The sequence below is a fragment of the Streptomyces sp. YS415 genome, from assembly GCF_023544665.1.
Lineage (GTDB): Bacteria > Actinomycetota > Actinomycetes > Streptomycetales > Streptomycetaceae > Streptomyces.
On the sequence record NZ_JAMJFL010000015.1, the window covers coordinates 1 to 15,328 of the forward strand.

Genomic DNA, 15,328 nt, shown 5'->3' on the forward strand with positions numbered 1-15,328 from the left:
GCGCACTTGACGCCGTCCACGACGCAGCCGGTGGGGTCGCCGGAGCCGTTGACGACGAAACCGACGGTGACCGACTCCCCGGCCGCGAGGCCGTCCTTGTCCCAGCCGGCCGGCTTCACGGTGACGCGGGCACCGCTGACCTGGGACTCGGCGTTCCACAGCGAGCTCAGCTTCGCCCCCGGCGGCAGGTCGAAGGTGAGGGTCCAGTCGGGCTTCGCCGAGCCGGTGTCGTTGGTGACGACGTACTGCGCGGTGTAGCCGGTCGACCAGTCACTGGTCTTCGTGTACACGGCGCCCACACCGGCCGCCTGCGCGGTGCCGGTGAGGAAGACGGCGCCGCCACCGACCACGGCCGCGGCGACGAGACCGCCTATCGCCTTGTTCCTGCCGCTGATCCTGCGTCGGTGGGTGCTCATCGCGTGCCTGCTTTCACTGCTCACGGGGGAGGGGGTGCGGCAGCACGCTAGCGAGGCCGAATCGGGCAAAAAGCCTGATCGGGGCGGGGGTTGCGGATCTTAGGGTGCGCTTAAGGAAGGGATCGGGGGCGGTTAAAGGTCGAGACCAGCCGGCCGCCGCGGCGTCTGCGCACCCGGTGCCCCCGGCGCTCGGGCGCCCGCCCGTCGAGCTGGATCCAGATCCGCACCTCGGTCCCGCCGAGCACCGAGGATCCGATCCGCACGTCCCCGCCGGTCGACTCCGCGAGCCGGCGCACGATGTCCAGGCCGAGCCCGGTCGACCCGGCGCTGCCCGAGCCCCGTCCGCGGGCCATCGCCGCCTCCGGGTCGGGTATGCCGGGCCCGGCGTCCGACACCAGCACGATGACCGCGTCCTCGCCGTTGTGCACGTCGACCGCGAAGGCCGTGCCCTCGGCGGTGTGCCGGAAGACGTTGCCGAGCAGGGCGTCCAGCGCGGCAGCCAGCTCCGCCCGGGCCACGGGTATGCGCACCGGCCGGTCGATCCCGGCCACCCGGACCTTGCGGCCCTCGTCCTCCGCGAGCGCCGACCAGAACGCCATCCGCTCGCGCACCACCTCGGCCGCGTCGCATCCGGCGCCCGGACCGGCCGCGGCCGTCTGGGGCTTGGCCTCCCGGGCGGTCCGGATGATGGTGTCGACCTCCCGCTCCAGCTGCGCGACGGCGGCCCGGGTCTGCTCGGCGGCGGGGCCGTCCCCGAGCGAGGCCGTGTTCAGCCGCAGCACGGTCAGCGGTGTGCGCAGCCGGTGCGACAGATCGGCGGCCAGCTCCCGCTCGTTGGCGAGCAGCTGGACGACCTGGTCGGCCATGGAGTTGAACGCGGTCGCCGCGAGCCGCAGTTCGGTCGGCCCCTCCTCCGGCACCCTGGCACCGAGCTTGCCCTCCCCCAGTTCGTGCGCGCCCTCGACCAGGCGCTGGGCGGGCTGCACCATCCGCACGCCGAGCCGGTCGGCGACGGCGACCGAGCCGACGATCAGCGCGGCACCGACGGCGGCGAGGACCGCCCAGGCCGTCGAGACGCCGTTGCTGACCTCTGCCTCGGGGACGTAGACCTCCACGACCGCGATCTCGCCGGAGCTCAGCGCGACGGGCTGCAGGAGGGTGGAGCCGCCGGGCACCTCGGTGGTGGAGGCGCGGCCGAGCCGCCGTACGGTCGCGATGTCGTCGTCCGCGGCGCGCTGCCGGCCGATGTCGACGGCCTGCGCCTGGTCGGCCGCCGGGATGTGCACGGCCATCTCCGCCTCGGAGCCGGCCGAGGCCACGACGCGCTCGAGCTGGTCGCGGTCGGTGGTGATGGACAGCGCCGGGGCGACCGCGGCGGCCTCCCGCTCGGCGTTGGAGAAGGCGCGGTCGCGGGCCATCTCCTTGATGACGAGTCCGAGCGGCACCGCGAAGGCCAGCACGACCATGGTGGTGACCGCCAGCGAGACCTTGACCAGGGCCCACCTCACAGCGGTGGCTCCAGCTTCACGCCGACCCCGCGCAGGGTGTGCAGATAGCGCGGGTTCGCGGCGGTCTCGCCGAGCTTGCGGCGCAGCCACGACAGGTGGACGTCGATGGTCTGGTCGTCGCCGTAGGACTGCTGCCACACCTCGGCGAGCAGTTCCTTGCGGGGGACGACGACGCCGGGGCGGCCGGCCAGGAAGGCGAGCAGGTCGAACTCACGGCGGGTCAGGTCGAGCCGGACGCCGTCCAGTTCGGCCTGGCGGCGCAGCGGGTCGACGGTGAGGCCGCCGACGCGGAGCACGGAGGAGGGGGCGGCCTCGGCGCCGCCCGAGCGGGCCCGGCGCAGCACGGCGGCCATCCGGGCGGACAGGTGCTCGACGGAGAACGGCTTGGTCAGATAGTCGTCGGCGCCCGCGTTCAGCAGCCGGACGACCTCCGTCTCGTCGTCGCGGGCCGTGGCGATGATCACGGGCACGTCGGTGATGCCGCGCAGCATCTTCAGGGCCTCGGACCCGTCCAGATCGGGCAGACCGAGGTCCAGGATGACCACGTCGAAACGGAAATGGGCGACCTCGCGCAGCGCCTCCAGAGCGGTGCCGACGCTGCGCACGGTGTGTGCGGCGTCGGTCAGATGCCGGATGAGGGCCGAGCGCACGAACTGGTCGTCCTCGACCACGAGCACACTTGCCATGCGCCGCACCGTACGCCATGCGGGCGAGCCCGGTCGGGGCCTGTGGACAACTCCACCGCCGGGGACAACCGGGCGACACCTGTGGGGCGCGTGAGGCAGTATGGCCCGCGATGCGCAGAGGACTCGTACACGTACTGGCTTGGTCGCTCGCCACGGGCGCGGCGGTCACGCTGTCGTGGTGGGGCGTGCACACGGTCATGGCGGGCACGGCCTACGACCCCCCGCGCGCCCTGCCCATCTCGGCGGGCGACGCGACGACGCAGGAGTCGAAGCCGCTGGCGTCCTCGACCCGCCGGGGCACCCCCTCGCAGTCGGCGTCGGCCCCGGAGAAGAGTCCCGCACCGAGACCGTCCCCTTCCGGCACCCCCCGCCCGTCCGGCACGCCCACCACTGCCCCGGCCCCCTCCCCCACCTCCTCCGGCCAGGTCAAGAGCTACGCCACCGAGGGCGGCCGGGCGGTCTTCGACCTCGGTAAAACGTCCGCGACGCTGGTGTCGGCGACGCCCGGCACGGGGTGGTCGATGCAGGTGTGGAAGACGGAGTCGTGGATCCGGGTGGAGTTCGCGCGGGGAGCGGACCGGGTGTCGGTGTTCTGCACCTGGCACGACAGCGCGCCGCGGGTGGAGATCGGCACCTACTAGGCCCTGCCCGCCCGACGGCTAGCGGAAGACCGACGCCGGGGGCGCCGGTGAGGCCACCGCCGCGGCGTCCGTGACGGGGGTCGCGCCGCCGGTGAAGTCCGTGAGGTTCCTGCCGTGCTCGACCCTGCCCGGGTGCGGGTCCGAGGCGGCGCGCCGGGTGAGGTCCGCGACCGGGAGCGGGTGGTCGGCGGCGACCAGGACGGCGTTGCCGAAGCGTTTGCCGCGCAGGACCGTCGGGTCGGCGACCAGGGCGAGTTCGGGGAAGCGGGCGGCGGCGGTGGCGATCTGGCCGCGCAGATGGGCCAGCGGCGGTCCGTCGGCGAGGTTGGCGGCGTACCAGCCGCCGGGGCGCAGGGCGCGGCGCACCTCGTCGAGGAACTCGGTGGAGGTCAGATGGGCCGGGGTGCGGGCGCCGCTGAACACGTCGGCGATGACGAGGTCGGCCCAGCCGTCGGGCACCTTGGCGAGCCCTTCGCGGGCGTCCGTCGAGCGCACCCGGATCCGGGCGTTGCGGTCCAGCGGCAGTTCGCGGCGGACGAGTTGGAGGAGCGGGCCGTCGCGCTCGACGACCTGCTGGGTGGAGCGGGGGCGGGTGGCGGCGACGTACCGGGCGAGGGTGAGGGCGCCCCCGCCGAGGTGCACGGCCTGGACGGGTCGGCCGGGCGGGGCGACGAGGTCGATGACGTGCCCGAGCCGCCGCTGGTACTCGAAGGAGAGGTAGGCCGGGTCGTCGAGGTCGACGTGCGACTGCGGCGCCCCGTCGATGAGCAGCGTCCAGGCGCGGGCCCGGTCCCGGTCGGGTATCAGCTCGGCAAGCCCTCCGTCGACGGCCTCGACGACGGCTTCGGTGGCCGCCTCGTGGCGCCTGGAGTTCTTGGACCTGCCCATTGGCCCATTATGCGGAGCCGCGGGCGGTCGTGCCCGTCACCGGCAGTTGTCCGCCGCCTCGATCAGCCGCGCCGCCTCCCCGAGCGCCGCCCGCAGCACCGCCGGATCCGTCGCGAGGTCCGCCTCGCCGGGCGGCAGCAGCCAGTCGGAGCCCTCCACCGGCGGCTCCGGGGCCAGGGTCAGCCCCCGGCCGTCGGTCTGCGTACAGGTGCTGCCCGGCATGTCCCAGGCGGCCGCCGTCCCGGCCGGCACCACGAAGCCGAGGGTGTCGCAGCCGTCGTCGTGCAGGACGGGTCCCACCGCGTCCCCCGCACCGCGCCGGAGGATGTCGACGGCCTCCAGTCCTTGCCTCGCGGGCACCGTCACCAGATCGCAGGCCGCCCCTGTGCACGACGGCGTGCAGGGATCGATGCTCTGTCCGGTCTCCATTCCGGCCTCCACCACGGAACCCCTCCTCGAAACGAGCGGGTCGGGAGTCGGGCGGCTCCCGGTCCACGTGGTTCAACGGGTCACCGCGTCAACAGCTACGGCACAAGTGCGCCGCAAAGGATGGCAGTTCATGGCAGATTCTGGATGAGATATCCGGTTTGTAGCCAAACACTGCGTGGCGGGTCCGGCACAGCAGGTACGTTCTTGCCCGCCGGACACCAGGGGCACGAAGCGAACAAATAGTTCAACTCGCCACGGATCCGGCATGGTTCGACGGTTCGCACGAGAGGACCCGGCCATGACGTCGTCAGAGCCGAACTCGGCCCAGCCCTCCAGGCCACCCCGACCGAACCTCGTGTTCCGGCAGTTGCGCGGACAGCGCTCGCCGGCCGAGTTCGCCGCGGCGGTCCGCCGGGCCGCGCGCGAGATCGGGGAGCGCGTCAGCTGTGACGCGCGGTACGTCGGCAGGGTCGAGGCGGGCGAGATCCGGTGCCCCAACTACGCGTACGAACGGGTGTTCCTGCACATGTTCCCCGGCCGCACGCTCACCGACCTGGGCTTCGCGCCCCGCTCGTCCGTCCGCGGGCGCCGGGCGCGTGAGGCCGAGGACGTGCCCCCCGCGAGCCCGGCATATGCCGCGTGTGAGACGCGGGGGGCGTACGAGCCGTATGACACGCAAGACCCGTACGACCCGCACGAGAGACCCGAGGAGAGCGACGTGCTGCGTCGCGCATTCATGACCGGCGGAGGCGCCACGGTGGCCGCCGCCTCCCTCAGCCCCTTCGGGCTCGCCCTCGACGCCACGGCCGCGGAACGTCCCGCGCGGCGGCTCGGGACGAGCGAGGCGGAGGTGGTGGAGGAAGCGGTCCGCAGGATCCGGCTGCTCGACGACCGGCACGGCGCGGACGGCCTGTACCGGCGCGCGGCGGCTCCGCTGCGGGCCGCCTACGAGCTGCTGGACGCCGCTACCACGCGGCACGCGGTGGGTGAGCGGCTCCACTCGGGCGCGGGTGAGCTGGCCATCTCGGTCGGCTGGCTGGCGCACGACTCGGGCCGCTTCGACGACGCGCGCTCCCACTACGCGGAGGCGCTGGCGACCGCCCGGATGGCCGGGGACCCGGCCCTGGAGGCGCACGCCTTCTGCAACGCGTCGTTCCTCGCGCGGGACGCGGGCCGCCCGCGCGAGGCGGTGCGCGCGGCGCAGGCCGCGCAACGCGTCGCACGTCCCCTCGGTTCCGCGCGCCTGATGTCCCTGCTCGCGCTGCGCGAGGCGGGTGGCTGGGCGGGGCTCGCCGACCGCACCGGCTGCGCCCAGGCACTCGCGCGTGCCCAGGCGCTCTACGACCGGGGCCGCTCGGACGCCGACCCCGAGTGGATGAGCTTCTACGGCGAGGCGGAACTGGAGGGCCTGGAGGCGCAGTGCTGGTCGACGCTGGGCGACTGGCGCCGCGCGGCCCGGCACGCGGGACGCGCGGCGCGGCTCCAGGACCCGCACTTCACCCGCAACATCGCCCTGTACACGGCGGAACTGGCGGACGACCTGGCGCGGGGCGGCCACCCCGACGAGGCCGCGGCGGCCGGCCTGCGCGTGCTGGAACTGCTGACCGAGGTCCAGTCGTCCCGGATCCAGACCATGCTGGCGGGCACGGCCCGGGTGCTCCTGCCGCACCGGCGGGCCTCAGGGGTGTCGGCGTTCCTGGAGAAGCACGCGAGCATGCCGCGAGCGGTGTGAGGCGGGGGCTCGTCCGGTCAGCCCGCCAGATGTCCCGTGTCGTTCCAGCTCTCCACGGCCGGCTCCCCGTACGCCCACCCGAGGACGGAGAGCGAGGTCGGATTCAGCCGGATCCGGGCGGCGAAGTCCAGCGGCAGCCCCAGCCACCGGGCGCCGATGGACCGCAGGATGTGCCCGTGGGCGAAGATCAGCACGTCCCGGTCCGCGGACCGCGCCCAGGACACCACCTCGTCGGCCCGCGCGGTGACCTCGGCCCGCGACTCGCCCCCGGGGACACCGTCCCGCCAGATCAGCCAGCCGGGACGGACGGCGTGTATCTCCGCCGGGGTCATGCCCTCGTACGCGCCGTAGTCCCACTCCATGAGCGTGTCCCACTCGGCGGCCCGGTCCCCGAACCCGGCCAGTTCGCACGTCGCACGCGCGCGTGCCAGCGGACTGGTCCGCACCTCCACCCCGGGCAGCCCGTCCAGCGGCGCCCGGTGCAGCCGCTCCCCGAGCAGCTTCGCCCCCCGCTGTCCCTCCTCCAGCAGCGGCACATCGGTCCGCCCGGTGTGCTTGCCGGACAGCGACCACTCGGTCTGCCCGTGCCGGGCCAGCAGAATGCGCGGTGCCATGGGGTGCAGGGCCTTTCCAGGAATATGCGAGGCGGAACCCATCCATCATCCCGCACCCTGTGAGAGGGCAACCCGGCGGGCGATCTCTGCGTCTATCAGGGCCGGGGGCGCCCTACGGAGGCGTGCGCGTACATCGTAAAGTGGCCTGTCCGGGCAACCGGCGCCACGACGAGAAGGGGGAGGCGATCGGATGCCGCACGCCGAGACACCAGGCATTCAGACGGCAGCGCGAGGCCGTCTGCGCTGGTGGACCGAGCTGCCGCTGATCGCCTTGGTGTACGCGTGCTACTCGGCCGGCCGCCTGCTGGCCCGCGGTGATGTCACCACGGCCGTCGACCACGGCCTGGCCATCCTGCGCATCGAGAAGCTGCTGTACCTCAACGCCGAGCACCCGCTCAACCGCCTGTTCACCCGCGAACCCTGGCTGGGTGTGCCGGCCGACTTCTGGTACGCCTCGCTGCACTACCTGATCACCCCGCTGATCCTGATCTGGATCTTCAGGTCCCGTGCCGTGCACTACCGCGCCGCCCGCACCTGGCTGATGACGTCGACCTTCATCGGCCTGATCGGCTTCACCCTGCTGCCGACCTGCCCGCCCCGGCTCCTCTCCCCGACGCACGGCTTCGTGGACACGATGGCCCAGTACAGCCAGTACGGCTGGTGGGCCGGCGACGCCAGCGCCCCGAAGGGCTTGGGCGGTCTGACCAACCAGTACGCGGCCATGCCGAGCCTGCACTGCGGCTGGGCGCTGTGGTGCGGCGTCATGCTGTGGCGGTACGGCGGGACCCGGCTCACCAAGATCGCCGCCGTGGTCTACCCGCTGGTGACGGTGATCGTCGTGATGGGCACCGCGAACCACTACTTCCTGGACGCGGTCGCGGGCGCCGCCGTGATGGGCGCCGGCCTGCTGCTGACGCCGTACGTCCTGCGCGGCGCCGAGCGGGTCCGGGCACGCTTCGAGGGCCGCGGCAGCCTGATCGCGGCCGGCTCGGCGCGGGCGGCCGCAGGGACCTCTCCCGCCGCAGAGGCCTCGATTGTCAGTGGCGGATGCCAGACTTCCGCGGGTGAGCGATTTCCACGGCAGCGCGAGTCACGGTTCGATTCCGGAGCCGAGCCGGGTGCCTCCCCCACGGACGCGGGGGACGGCGCTGCGGCACCGGCTCGCTGAGCTGCGCGGTCCCGAGGTACCGGCCAAGGCGCTGGACGCCCGCGCCCTGGCCGCCCTCGCCGCCAACCCCGGCTGCAGACGGCGCGCCGTCCTGGACGGCGCGGGGGTGGACAAGTCGGCCCTGGCGGGCGCCCTGGGCGCGCCCTCGGCGTTCGGCCAGTCGCAGTTCGCCCTCACCCGGGGCAACGCCTTCGAGGCGAAGGTCAAGGCGGACGGCGGCGCGGAGCTGCTGCGACTCGTGCACGAGAAGCTGGACCGCTCCGCCGAGCCGCCCGCCCGGGCCCAGGTGCCGGACCTCTCCGCCGCCGGCCCCGAGGGCCGCGCGGCCCGTACGGCGCTGGCGCTGCGCGAGGCGGCCGGGGCACCGGGCCGCTGGACGCTGCTGGACCACCCGATGCTCGCGCTCGACGTGGCCGGCTCCCCCGCGTTCCTGGAGCCCGACGCGGTGGTGACGCACCCCGACGGCAGCTGGACGGTCGTGGAGATCAAGTCCTTCCCGATGCTGGACGGCTCCGCGGACCCCTCGAAGGTCGGCGCCGCGGCCCGGCAGGCGGCGGTGTACGTCCTGGCCCTGGAGCAGGTCGCCGCCCGCCTGTCCCCGCCCCCGCGCGTGCGGCACCGGATCCTGCTGGTGTGCCCCAAGGACTTCTCCAACCTCCCCACCGCCTCCGCCGTCGACATCCGCAAGCAGCGCGCGGTGACCGCCCGCCAGCTTTCCCGGCTCACCCGGATCGAGGAGATCGCCGACGCCCTCCCCGAGGGCACCTGCTTCGACCCGGAGCTGCCCGCCGCCGAGCTGACGGCCGCGGTGGAGGCCGTCCCGGCGACGTACGCGCCCGAGTGCCTGTCCGCCTGTGAGCTGGCCTTCCACTGCCGGGACCGCTCCCGCGCGGCCGGCGCGGTCACCTCGCTGGGCCGTTCCGTCCGGGCCGAGCTGGGCGGTCTGACCACGGTCGAGGACGTCCTGGCGGCGGCCCACGGCACCGCCGGGGATCCGGCCGACCCGGCGGTGGCGGCCCTGCGCAGGGCGGCACGGCTGCGGGCCGAGGCGCTCGGCGCCCGGGAGGCGGCCCCGTGTCCCTGATCGCCACCCTCGCCCGCCTGGAAGCGGTCAGCACCGGCCGCGCCCAGCCCTCGGCCACCGTCCGCCACCGCCGCCTCTCCGAGCGCCCGCTGGTCCTCGTGCCGCTCACCACCGCCGGTGAGGCAGGCGCCCCGCTCGGCGCGCTGGTCGGCACGGACCGGGACGCGCCCCGGCTGCTGGTCGTGCCGCAGCCGCGCGACCGGGACCTGCGGTTCGCGTTCCTGGCGGAGCTGGCCGATGTCGTCCTGCCGCACATCGAGGCGTACACCGAGGCCGTCGAGACGGCCGAGCGCACCGACACCGACCCGGAGACCGGCAAGCGGGTCAAGGTCGAGGTCGACCTGTGCGCGGACGCCCCCCAGCTGATCGTCCCGAGCCGCGCTGGCCTGGACTTCGTACGCCTGCTCGGCCGCTCCATGCGCTTTCGCCGTACGGCGGAGCAGGACCCGGAGACGCCCTACCCCGCGCCGCACCGGGTGCCGCTGCTCGGCCGGTGGCTGACGCACTACGGCGAGCGGTCCCGGGTCCCGGGCTCCTCGCTGCTGCTGGCGATGACGGACCTGCTGGCCCGGCACTGGGCCACGGGGCAGTCCACGCTGGAGGACCAGCACCTGGGCGCGCTGCTCGCCTGGATCGACCCGCCCGGTGGCGAGTCGGGCGCCGAGGCCGCCCTGCGCGCGGAGCTCGCCCGGGACGAGCGGGGCCAGTTGCGGTGCCCGCCCGCGGGCCCGGCCACCGACCCGGCGTTCGACAACAAGCTGCTCGCCCCCGCCATCGAGCGCTACGACCGTGCCCGCACCGCGCTCGCCGCGGCGGAGGACGGTCTGCAGGCGGACGACCGGCTCGGGGCGCTGACCGCCGCCGAGCGGGAGATCCGCGCCCTGGTCGAGGGCGTCACCCGGCCCACCTGGGACGCGGTGTGGCAGGGCCTGGACCTGCTGCGCACCCGGCTGCCCGAGGTCGGGCTCCACGTCGAGGAGCGGTGGACGCGCGACCGCTGGTCGTTCACCGCCCACCGGGACCGGATCACGGCCGGTGAGCCCCCGCAGCCGCGCCGCGACGACGCGGTGACCGCGGCGAACAAGCTCGCCGCGCGCGAGCGCGAGCAGGCCCGCCTCGAGGCCCAGGAGGCGCTCGACGACCCGCTGGTGATGGCGGGGCGACGGCTGGCCGGGGAGGCGTTCGCGGGTGAGGTCGTCGAGGTCGTCATGACGTACAGCGAGGGCAAGCGGCCCAGCCCGCGCCCGCTGGTCACGGTGCGCACGGACGACCGGCCGCAGCTCGGGGAGCGGGTGAAGGTGTACCGCTCGCTGGGCGGGAAGGCGCAGTCGGCGGAGTTCGTGAGCGGCGACGGCGATCTGCTGGTGCTGCGCGTCCTGGACAAGATGGGGCGCGGCAAGGAGCCCGAGGCGGGGTCCGTGCCGGAGAAGGGCGACCAGGTCTGCTTCACCCTGTTCGAGCACGAGCAGCGGGGCGGGGCGAAGCTGCCCGACCCGGAGCAGACGCCGTGGACGCACGGCGGGCCGCCCGGCGAGGCCGTACCGGAGCCCGCCGATCAGCCGACCGAGGAGGACGTCCTGTGACCGCCGTGTTCGACCCGGGCGCGGCGGCCGCGCAGGCCACCGACGCGATCCTCGCCGACACCCTGCACGGCACGCACCGCGGGGTGGTCGTCGACTCCCCGCCCGGGGCCGGCAAGTCCACGCTGGTGGTGCGTGCGGCGCTGGAGCTGGCCGACGCGGGCCGCCCGCTGATGGTGGTGGCGCAGACCAACGCCCAGGTCGACGACCTGGTCCTGCGGCTCGCCGAGAAGAACCCCGACCTGCCGGTGGGCCGGCTGCACAGCAGCGACGCCGACCCGTACGACAAGGCGCTGGACGACCTGCCGCACGTGCGCAAGTCGGCGAAGGCCGCGGATCTGACCGGGCTGCCGGTCACCGTGTCCACGGCCGCGAAGTGGGCGCATGTGAAGGTCGACGAGCCGTGGCGGCACGCGATCGTGGACGAGGCGTACCAGATGCGGTCGGACGCGCTGCTGGCCGTGGCCGGGCTGTTCGAGCGGGCGCTGTTCGTGGGCGACCCGGGGCAGCTGGACCCGTTCGCGATCGTGGGCAGCGAGCAGTGGGCGGGGCTGTCGTACGACCCGTCGGCATCCGCGGTGACCACGCTGCTCGCGCACAATCCCGAGCTGCCCCAGCACCGGCTGCCGGTGTCCTGGCGGCTGCCCGCGTCGGCGGCGCCGCTGGTCTCGGACGCGTTCTACCCGTACACGCCCTTCCGCAGCGGCACCGGCCACGGCGACCGCCGTCTCGCCTTCGCCGTCCCCTCCGACGGGTCCGGCCCCGACAAGGTGATCGACGAGGCGGCCGAGGCGGGCTGGGGCCTGCTGGAACTGCCCGCGCGGCACACCCCGCGCACGGACCCGGAGGCGGTGGGGGCGGTGGCGGCGGTCGTACGGCGGCTGCTGGACCGGGGTGGCGCGGCCACCTCGGAGCGGTCCCCGGACCCGGCACCGCTGACCGCCGAGCGGATCGCCGTCGGCACCGCGCACCGGGACCAGGCGGCCGCGGTGCGCGCGGCGCTCGCCGAGCAGGGCGTGCTCGACGTCACCGTCGACACCGCGAACCGCCTCCAGGGCCGGGAGTACGACGTGACTGTGGTCCTGCATCCGCTGTCCGGCCGCCCCGACGCCACCGCGTTCCACCTGGAGACGGGCCGCCTGTGCGTCCTCGCCTCCCGCCACCGGCACGCCTGCATCGTGGTCTGCCGAGCAGGCGTGACCGACCTCCTGGACGACTACCCGTCCACGGAACCGGTCCAGCTGGGCACCCTCGTGAAGTTCCCGGACGGCTGGGAGGCCAACCACGCGGTCCTGTCCCGCCTGGCAGAACACCGGGTGGCGTGGCGCCCATGACCGACGCGCCCGCAACGACCGACCTCGGCACCCGTCCGCCGGACGGAGTCCGGCACGCCGCCGGGGGCGGCCGACGAACACAGCCCGGACGGCTGGGAGGCCAACCACGCGGTCCTGTCCCGCCTGGCGGAACACCGGGTGGCGTGGCGCCCGTGACGGACGCGCCGTGGCGGAACACCGGGCTGCGTGGTGGCGCCAGTGACCCACAGCTCCCGTGTCGCAGGAACATCCCGCGCCGTACGGACCTTGAAACCGCCGGAGGCGACCCGCCCCCTTGCGCGGGCGCGGGACAATGGACGGTGGCCCGCTCCCCAGGGGGTCATCCGTGACGTACGAGGAGGAGAAGACATGGCGGAGCCCACGCCGCGTCGGAACGAACCGCGGCTACGCCCCGCGCCCCTGCTCTTCGAGCCCACGCAGGCGGCGGCCGACCCGGAGCACTTCTTCGACCTGGAGTCGATAGAGGACCCCCGGGCGCTGCTCGCGCGCGCGACGGAGCTCACGCTCGCGTTCCGGGCGGCGGCCGACCGTGCCCTGGAGTTCCAGGCCATGGCGGCGGCCCAGCTCGCCGACCCGCGGCGCTTCGACCGGCTGACGACCGCGGACATCGCGGAGCGGGCCGAGTGGACCGAGGACTACGCCAAGAAGATGGTCGAGTTCGGCAGAGACCTGCTGCGGGGGGCCGTCGAGGGCCGGGAGCAGATCGACCCGGTCTGAGGCGGTCCGGGTCCGGCATATGCCAGACGGGCAAGATCCGGGCAAGATACCCCTTCCCACCCCCTCCTGTCCCGATTTCCGGCAACCCTCAGAGACGGAACGCTCACGGCCGGTAGATGTAGTTGCCATGAGCAGTTGCCTCGGCGCCTCGGGCGTCACTCCGGACGGAGCAGCCTGGCTGGCTTCGGCAGGAACGTATCCGCGCAACACCCTGGCGTTCTGGGAGGAGCGGCCGGACGCTCCGGTCGTACTGCCCTGCGGTGCGGTCTTCGACGTGGTCAGCGTCCCCACGATGTTCGGGCGCCGGATGCTGGACCGGCTCTGGGACGACGGTCCCGGTTCCGGCCCGGTGGCCGTGTTCCGGGGCCGGACCCTGCTGTTCGCCGCGCCCGGCACGGCCCAGCGGCTGCCGTCGCTGCTGCGCTGGGAGGAGTTCGGGCGGACGGCGGACATCCCGCCCCTGCTGTGCCACGGCACCGGGGACGCGGTGACCGTCCCCGCCCCGGCCGGCACCCCCGAGCAGAGCTCGCGCTGGCTGGTGGCCCCGGACACCCGCCACCCCTGGCTTCCCGGCCCCGAAATCCTGCTGTGGGCGGCTGTCCGGGCGGCACGCGCGGCGGTGCGGATATCGATTTTTCCTCCCCCCGACCAGGGTGCTAAGGTCTACGACGTCAGCAGGCGCCGCTAGCTCAGTTGGTTAGAGCAGCTGACTCTTAATCAGCGGGTCCGGGGTTCGAGTCCCTGGCGGCGCACAGACAGTGAAGGCCCTTCGCGGAAGCGGGGGGCCTTCGCATTTCCGCCCAGACGCCCCTCGACGCCGCAGGCGCGGCTGGGGGTCCGGGGGTCATCCCCCGGGAGATGCAGCATCAGCGGGTCCGGGGTTCGAGTCCCTGGCGGCGCACAGACAGTGAAGGCCCCTCGCCAACAGCGAGGGACCTTTCATGTTGCCGACGCCCTACCGCGTAGCGATCCGTACCGTCCACGCCCCCGACGTCGTCCGGCCCTCCACCTCCACGCGTACGCCCTCGCCCGGGACCGTGAAGCTTTCGCCCGCGGCGACGGGGGCGTCGGCCAGGGGTGGGTAGACCGAGTTCTCCCAGCAGGCCTCGGTGCGGGGGTGGGCGTCGATCACCTCGACCGGGCCCCGGCCGGACTCCGCGCCGCCGCGCACGCGGTACACGAGGACCCCGTCCCGGCACGCCCCGGCGTCGTTGCCGATCCGGCCGCGCGCCTCGAAGGCGAGCGCGCTGTCCGCGCCGGTGCGCACCACCGCGAGCTTGGTGCCGCCCCCGAGCCCGAACGCGGGAGCCCCCGCGGCGCCCGCCACCGCCACCCCCGGCCCGGCCCCGAGCGGCTCCAGGGTGAGCCGGGTGCCGTCCGGGTCCCGTACGCAGGCCACCTGGCGCGGATCCAGCCAGCCGAGCTTCCACTTGTGCCAGCCGAACAGGTCGGGGGCCAGCCCGAACTGGCTGCCCATCAGGTCCCAGTCGCCGACGTAGGTGTCCCAGTCGCCCTCGCCGTCCACCGGCCGGTGGTAGAGGTCCGGCAGATCGAAGACGTGGCCCGTCTCATGGGCGAGAACCAGCCGGTCCGGTGGATGCTGCTCGAACACCGTGACGACCCGCCGGATCTCCGCCCCGTCCGCACGCAGCGGGGTGTCCAGGTTCACGACCTTCGTGGCGTCGGAGTCCACCCCGGGCGCGTCCGGGTCGGCGACGAAGTAGACGACGTCGTAGCGGGAGAAGTCGACCCGGGCGTCGGCGGCGGCCAGGGCGTCGCGGAGGTAGGCACCCCGGTGCACGGGCTGCCAGTCGCGCTGTATGGCGTACGCCGTCGAGGGGCGCGGCATCCGGATCCAGTCCCCGAGGGGATGCGCGCGCAGGGTGAACTTGCCGTAGGAGGCCCGCTCGAAGAACCGGCTGGTGGCCGGGAAGTGGTCGGCGGTCAGCACGGCGGGGCTGGTCAGCGGGGTCGAGTCGGGGAAGGACAGGAACACCATGACCGCGTCCAGCGAGCGGGCCGGCCGCGGATAGGCGGCGTTCCAGGTGTCCAGGCCCTCCGAATGGTGGGCGTCGGTGCGCTTGAGGGCGCAGGGCGCCGCCGAGTACGGCTCGGCGACCGAGGGTGCGGAGAGCATCGAGGTCGCGGCGAGCGCCGACATCGTGGTGAACACGGCGGCGGTGGTGCGCAGTCGGGGCCGTTCGCGCAGCCTGTCCCCGAGCCCTCGGAACGTCGCACGGGTGAGTTCCCTGAGCGGGAGCTGACGCGGCACGTGGACCTCCGGGAGCGGTTCGCGGGACACCGCACCCAGCCTGTGGGAATTTGTCGTACTACGCCCTGTTTGTCTGCACCGGACGAGTGAGAGGCGCGGCGGAAAGCCGACGCCGACACCCCCGAAACGCTCACGGACCGTCACATGTGGTCGGGGGGCCGCTGAACCTGTCCAGGTGCGGGCAGAAACGAATTGTCAGATCGGCGGCTCGGCCCGGGACACTGGACAGTGGCTGGAAGGGCCCCGACCCAGCCTCTAT

At 74.1% G+C, this 15,328-nt stretch carries 15 protein-coding genes and 1 tRNA gene; 9 read left to right on the forward strand and 7 right to left on the reverse strand.

Going from position 1 to position 15,328, the window contains the following annotated elements; genetic code table 11:
- The 3 genes from M8H82_RS20435 to M8H82_RS20445 all read right to left on the reverse strand — a co-directional run.
- On the reverse strand, positions 1-416 hold a 416-nt coding region (locus tag M8H82_RS20435; protein WP_250076170.1), incomplete at its 3' end, for a cellulose binding domain-containing protein.
- Between the two features lie 110 nt (positions 417-526).
- Complete coding sequence (locus tag M8H82_RS20440; protein ID WP_250076172.1) at positions 527-1,924, reverse strand: HAMP domain-containing sensor histidine kinase; 1,398 nt, start codon at positions 1,922-1,924, stop codon at positions 527-529.
- The gene (locus tag M8H82_RS20445) at positions 1,921-2,610 is read right to left on the reverse strand and encodes a response regulator transcription factor (protein ID WP_250076174.1); all 690 of its coding nucleotides are present in this window, start codon (positions 2,608-2,610) and stop codon (positions 1,921-1,923) included. Before M8H82_RS20445 ends, M8H82_RS20440 begins: the two co-directional genes overlap by 4 nt.
- A 110-nt stretch (positions 2,611-2,720) precedes the next feature.
- On the opposite strand from M8H82_RS20445, the gene M8H82_RS20450 reads away from it, so the two are divergent.
- Positions 2,721-3,251, forward strand: coding sequence for a hypothetical protein (locus tag M8H82_RS20450; RefSeq protein WP_250076176.1), 531 nt, complete (start codon positions 2,721-2,723; stop codon positions 3,249-3,251).
- Positions 3,252-3,269: 18 nt separating this feature from the next.
- Here M8H82_RS20450 and M8H82_RS20455 read toward each other — a convergent pair whose 3' ends face one another.
- Positions 3,270-4,139 carry a spermidine synthase gene (locus tag M8H82_RS20455; RefSeq protein WP_250076177.1) on the reverse strand — a complete coding sequence of 290 codons (870 nt, stop codon included), beginning with the start codon at positions 4,137-4,139 and terminating at the stop codon, positions 3,270-3,272.
- A gap of 36 nt (positions 4,140-4,175) precedes the next feature.
- Positions 4,176-4,583: a hypothetical protein gene (locus M8H82_RS20460; RefSeq protein WP_250076179.1), complete on the reverse strand. Its 408-nt coding sequence runs from the start codon at positions 4,581-4,583 to the stop codon at positions 4,176-4,178.
- Positions 4,584-4,866: 283 nt separating this feature from the next.
- Between M8H82_RS20460 and M8H82_RS20465 the strand changes: the two genes are divergently transcribed.
- On the forward strand, positions 4,867-6,300 hold the full coding sequence (locus M8H82_RS20465; protein WP_250076181.1) for a hypothetical protein: 1,434 nt from the start codon (positions 4,867-4,869) through the stop codon (positions 6,298-6,300).
- A 17-nt stretch (positions 6,301-6,317) separates the two neighbouring features.
- Here M8H82_RS20465 and M8H82_RS20470 read toward each other — a convergent pair whose 3' ends face one another.
- A complete protein-coding gene (locus tag M8H82_RS20470; protein ID WP_250076182.1) occupies positions 6,318-6,914 on the reverse strand; it encodes a histidine phosphatase family protein in 597 nt (198 codons plus the stop codon).
- Between the two features lie 190 nt (positions 6,915-7,104).
- Here M8H82_RS20470 and M8H82_RS20475 point away from each other — a divergent pair, with 190 nt between their 5' ends.
- From M8H82_RS20475 to M8H82_RS20505, 7 genes are all read left to right on the forward strand, one after another.
- Complete coding sequence (locus M8H82_RS20475) at positions 7,105-8,082, forward strand: phosphatase PAP2 family protein (RefSeq protein WP_250076184.1); 978 nt, start codon at positions 7,105-7,107, stop codon at positions 8,080-8,082.
- Positions 8,033-9,166 carry a hypothetical protein gene (locus M8H82_RS20480; RefSeq protein WP_250076186.1) on the forward strand — a complete coding sequence of 378 codons (1,134 nt, stop codon included), beginning with the start codon at positions 8,033-8,035 and terminating at the stop codon, positions 9,164-9,166. Before M8H82_RS20475 ends, M8H82_RS20480 begins: the two co-directional genes overlap by 50 nt.
- Positions 9,157-10,749 (forward strand): hypothetical protein, encoded by a 1,593-nt coding sequence (locus M8H82_RS20485; RefSeq protein ID WP_250076188.1) that lies wholly within the window; start codon positions 9,157-9,159, stop codon positions 10,747-10,749. The genes M8H82_RS20480 and M8H82_RS20485 overlap by 10 nt, the downstream gene beginning before the upstream one ends.
- Positions 10,746-12,080 carry an AAA domain-containing protein gene (locus tag M8H82_RS20490; protein WP_250076189.1) on the forward strand — a complete coding sequence of 445 codons (1,335 nt, stop codon included), beginning with the start codon at positions 10,746-10,748 and terminating at the stop codon, positions 12,078-12,080. The genes M8H82_RS20485 and M8H82_RS20490 overlap by 4 nt, the downstream gene beginning before the upstream one ends.
- Before the next feature lie 348 nt (positions 12,081-12,428).
- Positions 12,429-12,797, forward strand: coding sequence for a hypothetical protein (locus M8H82_RS20495; RefSeq protein WP_250076192.1), 369 nt, complete (start codon positions 12,429-12,431; stop codon positions 12,795-12,797).
- A gap of 127 nt (positions 12,798-12,924) precedes the next feature.
- The gene (locus tag M8H82_RS20500; RefSeq protein ID WP_250076193.1) at positions 12,925-13,485 is read left to right on the forward strand and encodes a bifunctional DNA primase/polymerase; all 561 of its coding nucleotides are present in this window, start codon (positions 12,925-12,927) and stop codon (positions 13,483-13,485) included.
- Positions 13,476-13,549 (forward strand) — tRNA-Lys (locus M8H82_RS20505). Before M8H82_RS20500 ends, M8H82_RS20505 begins: the two co-directional genes overlap by 10 nt.
- A gap of 203 nt (positions 13,550-13,752) precedes the next feature.
- Here M8H82_RS20505 and M8H82_RS20510 read toward each other — a convergent pair.
- Positions 13,753-15,099, reverse strand: a complete 1,347-nt coding sequence (locus M8H82_RS20510; RefSeq protein WP_250076195.1) for a M6 family metalloprotease domain-containing protein — start codon at positions 15,097-15,099, stop codon at positions 13,753-13,755.
- Positions 15,100-15,328: the final 229 nt, after the last annotated feature.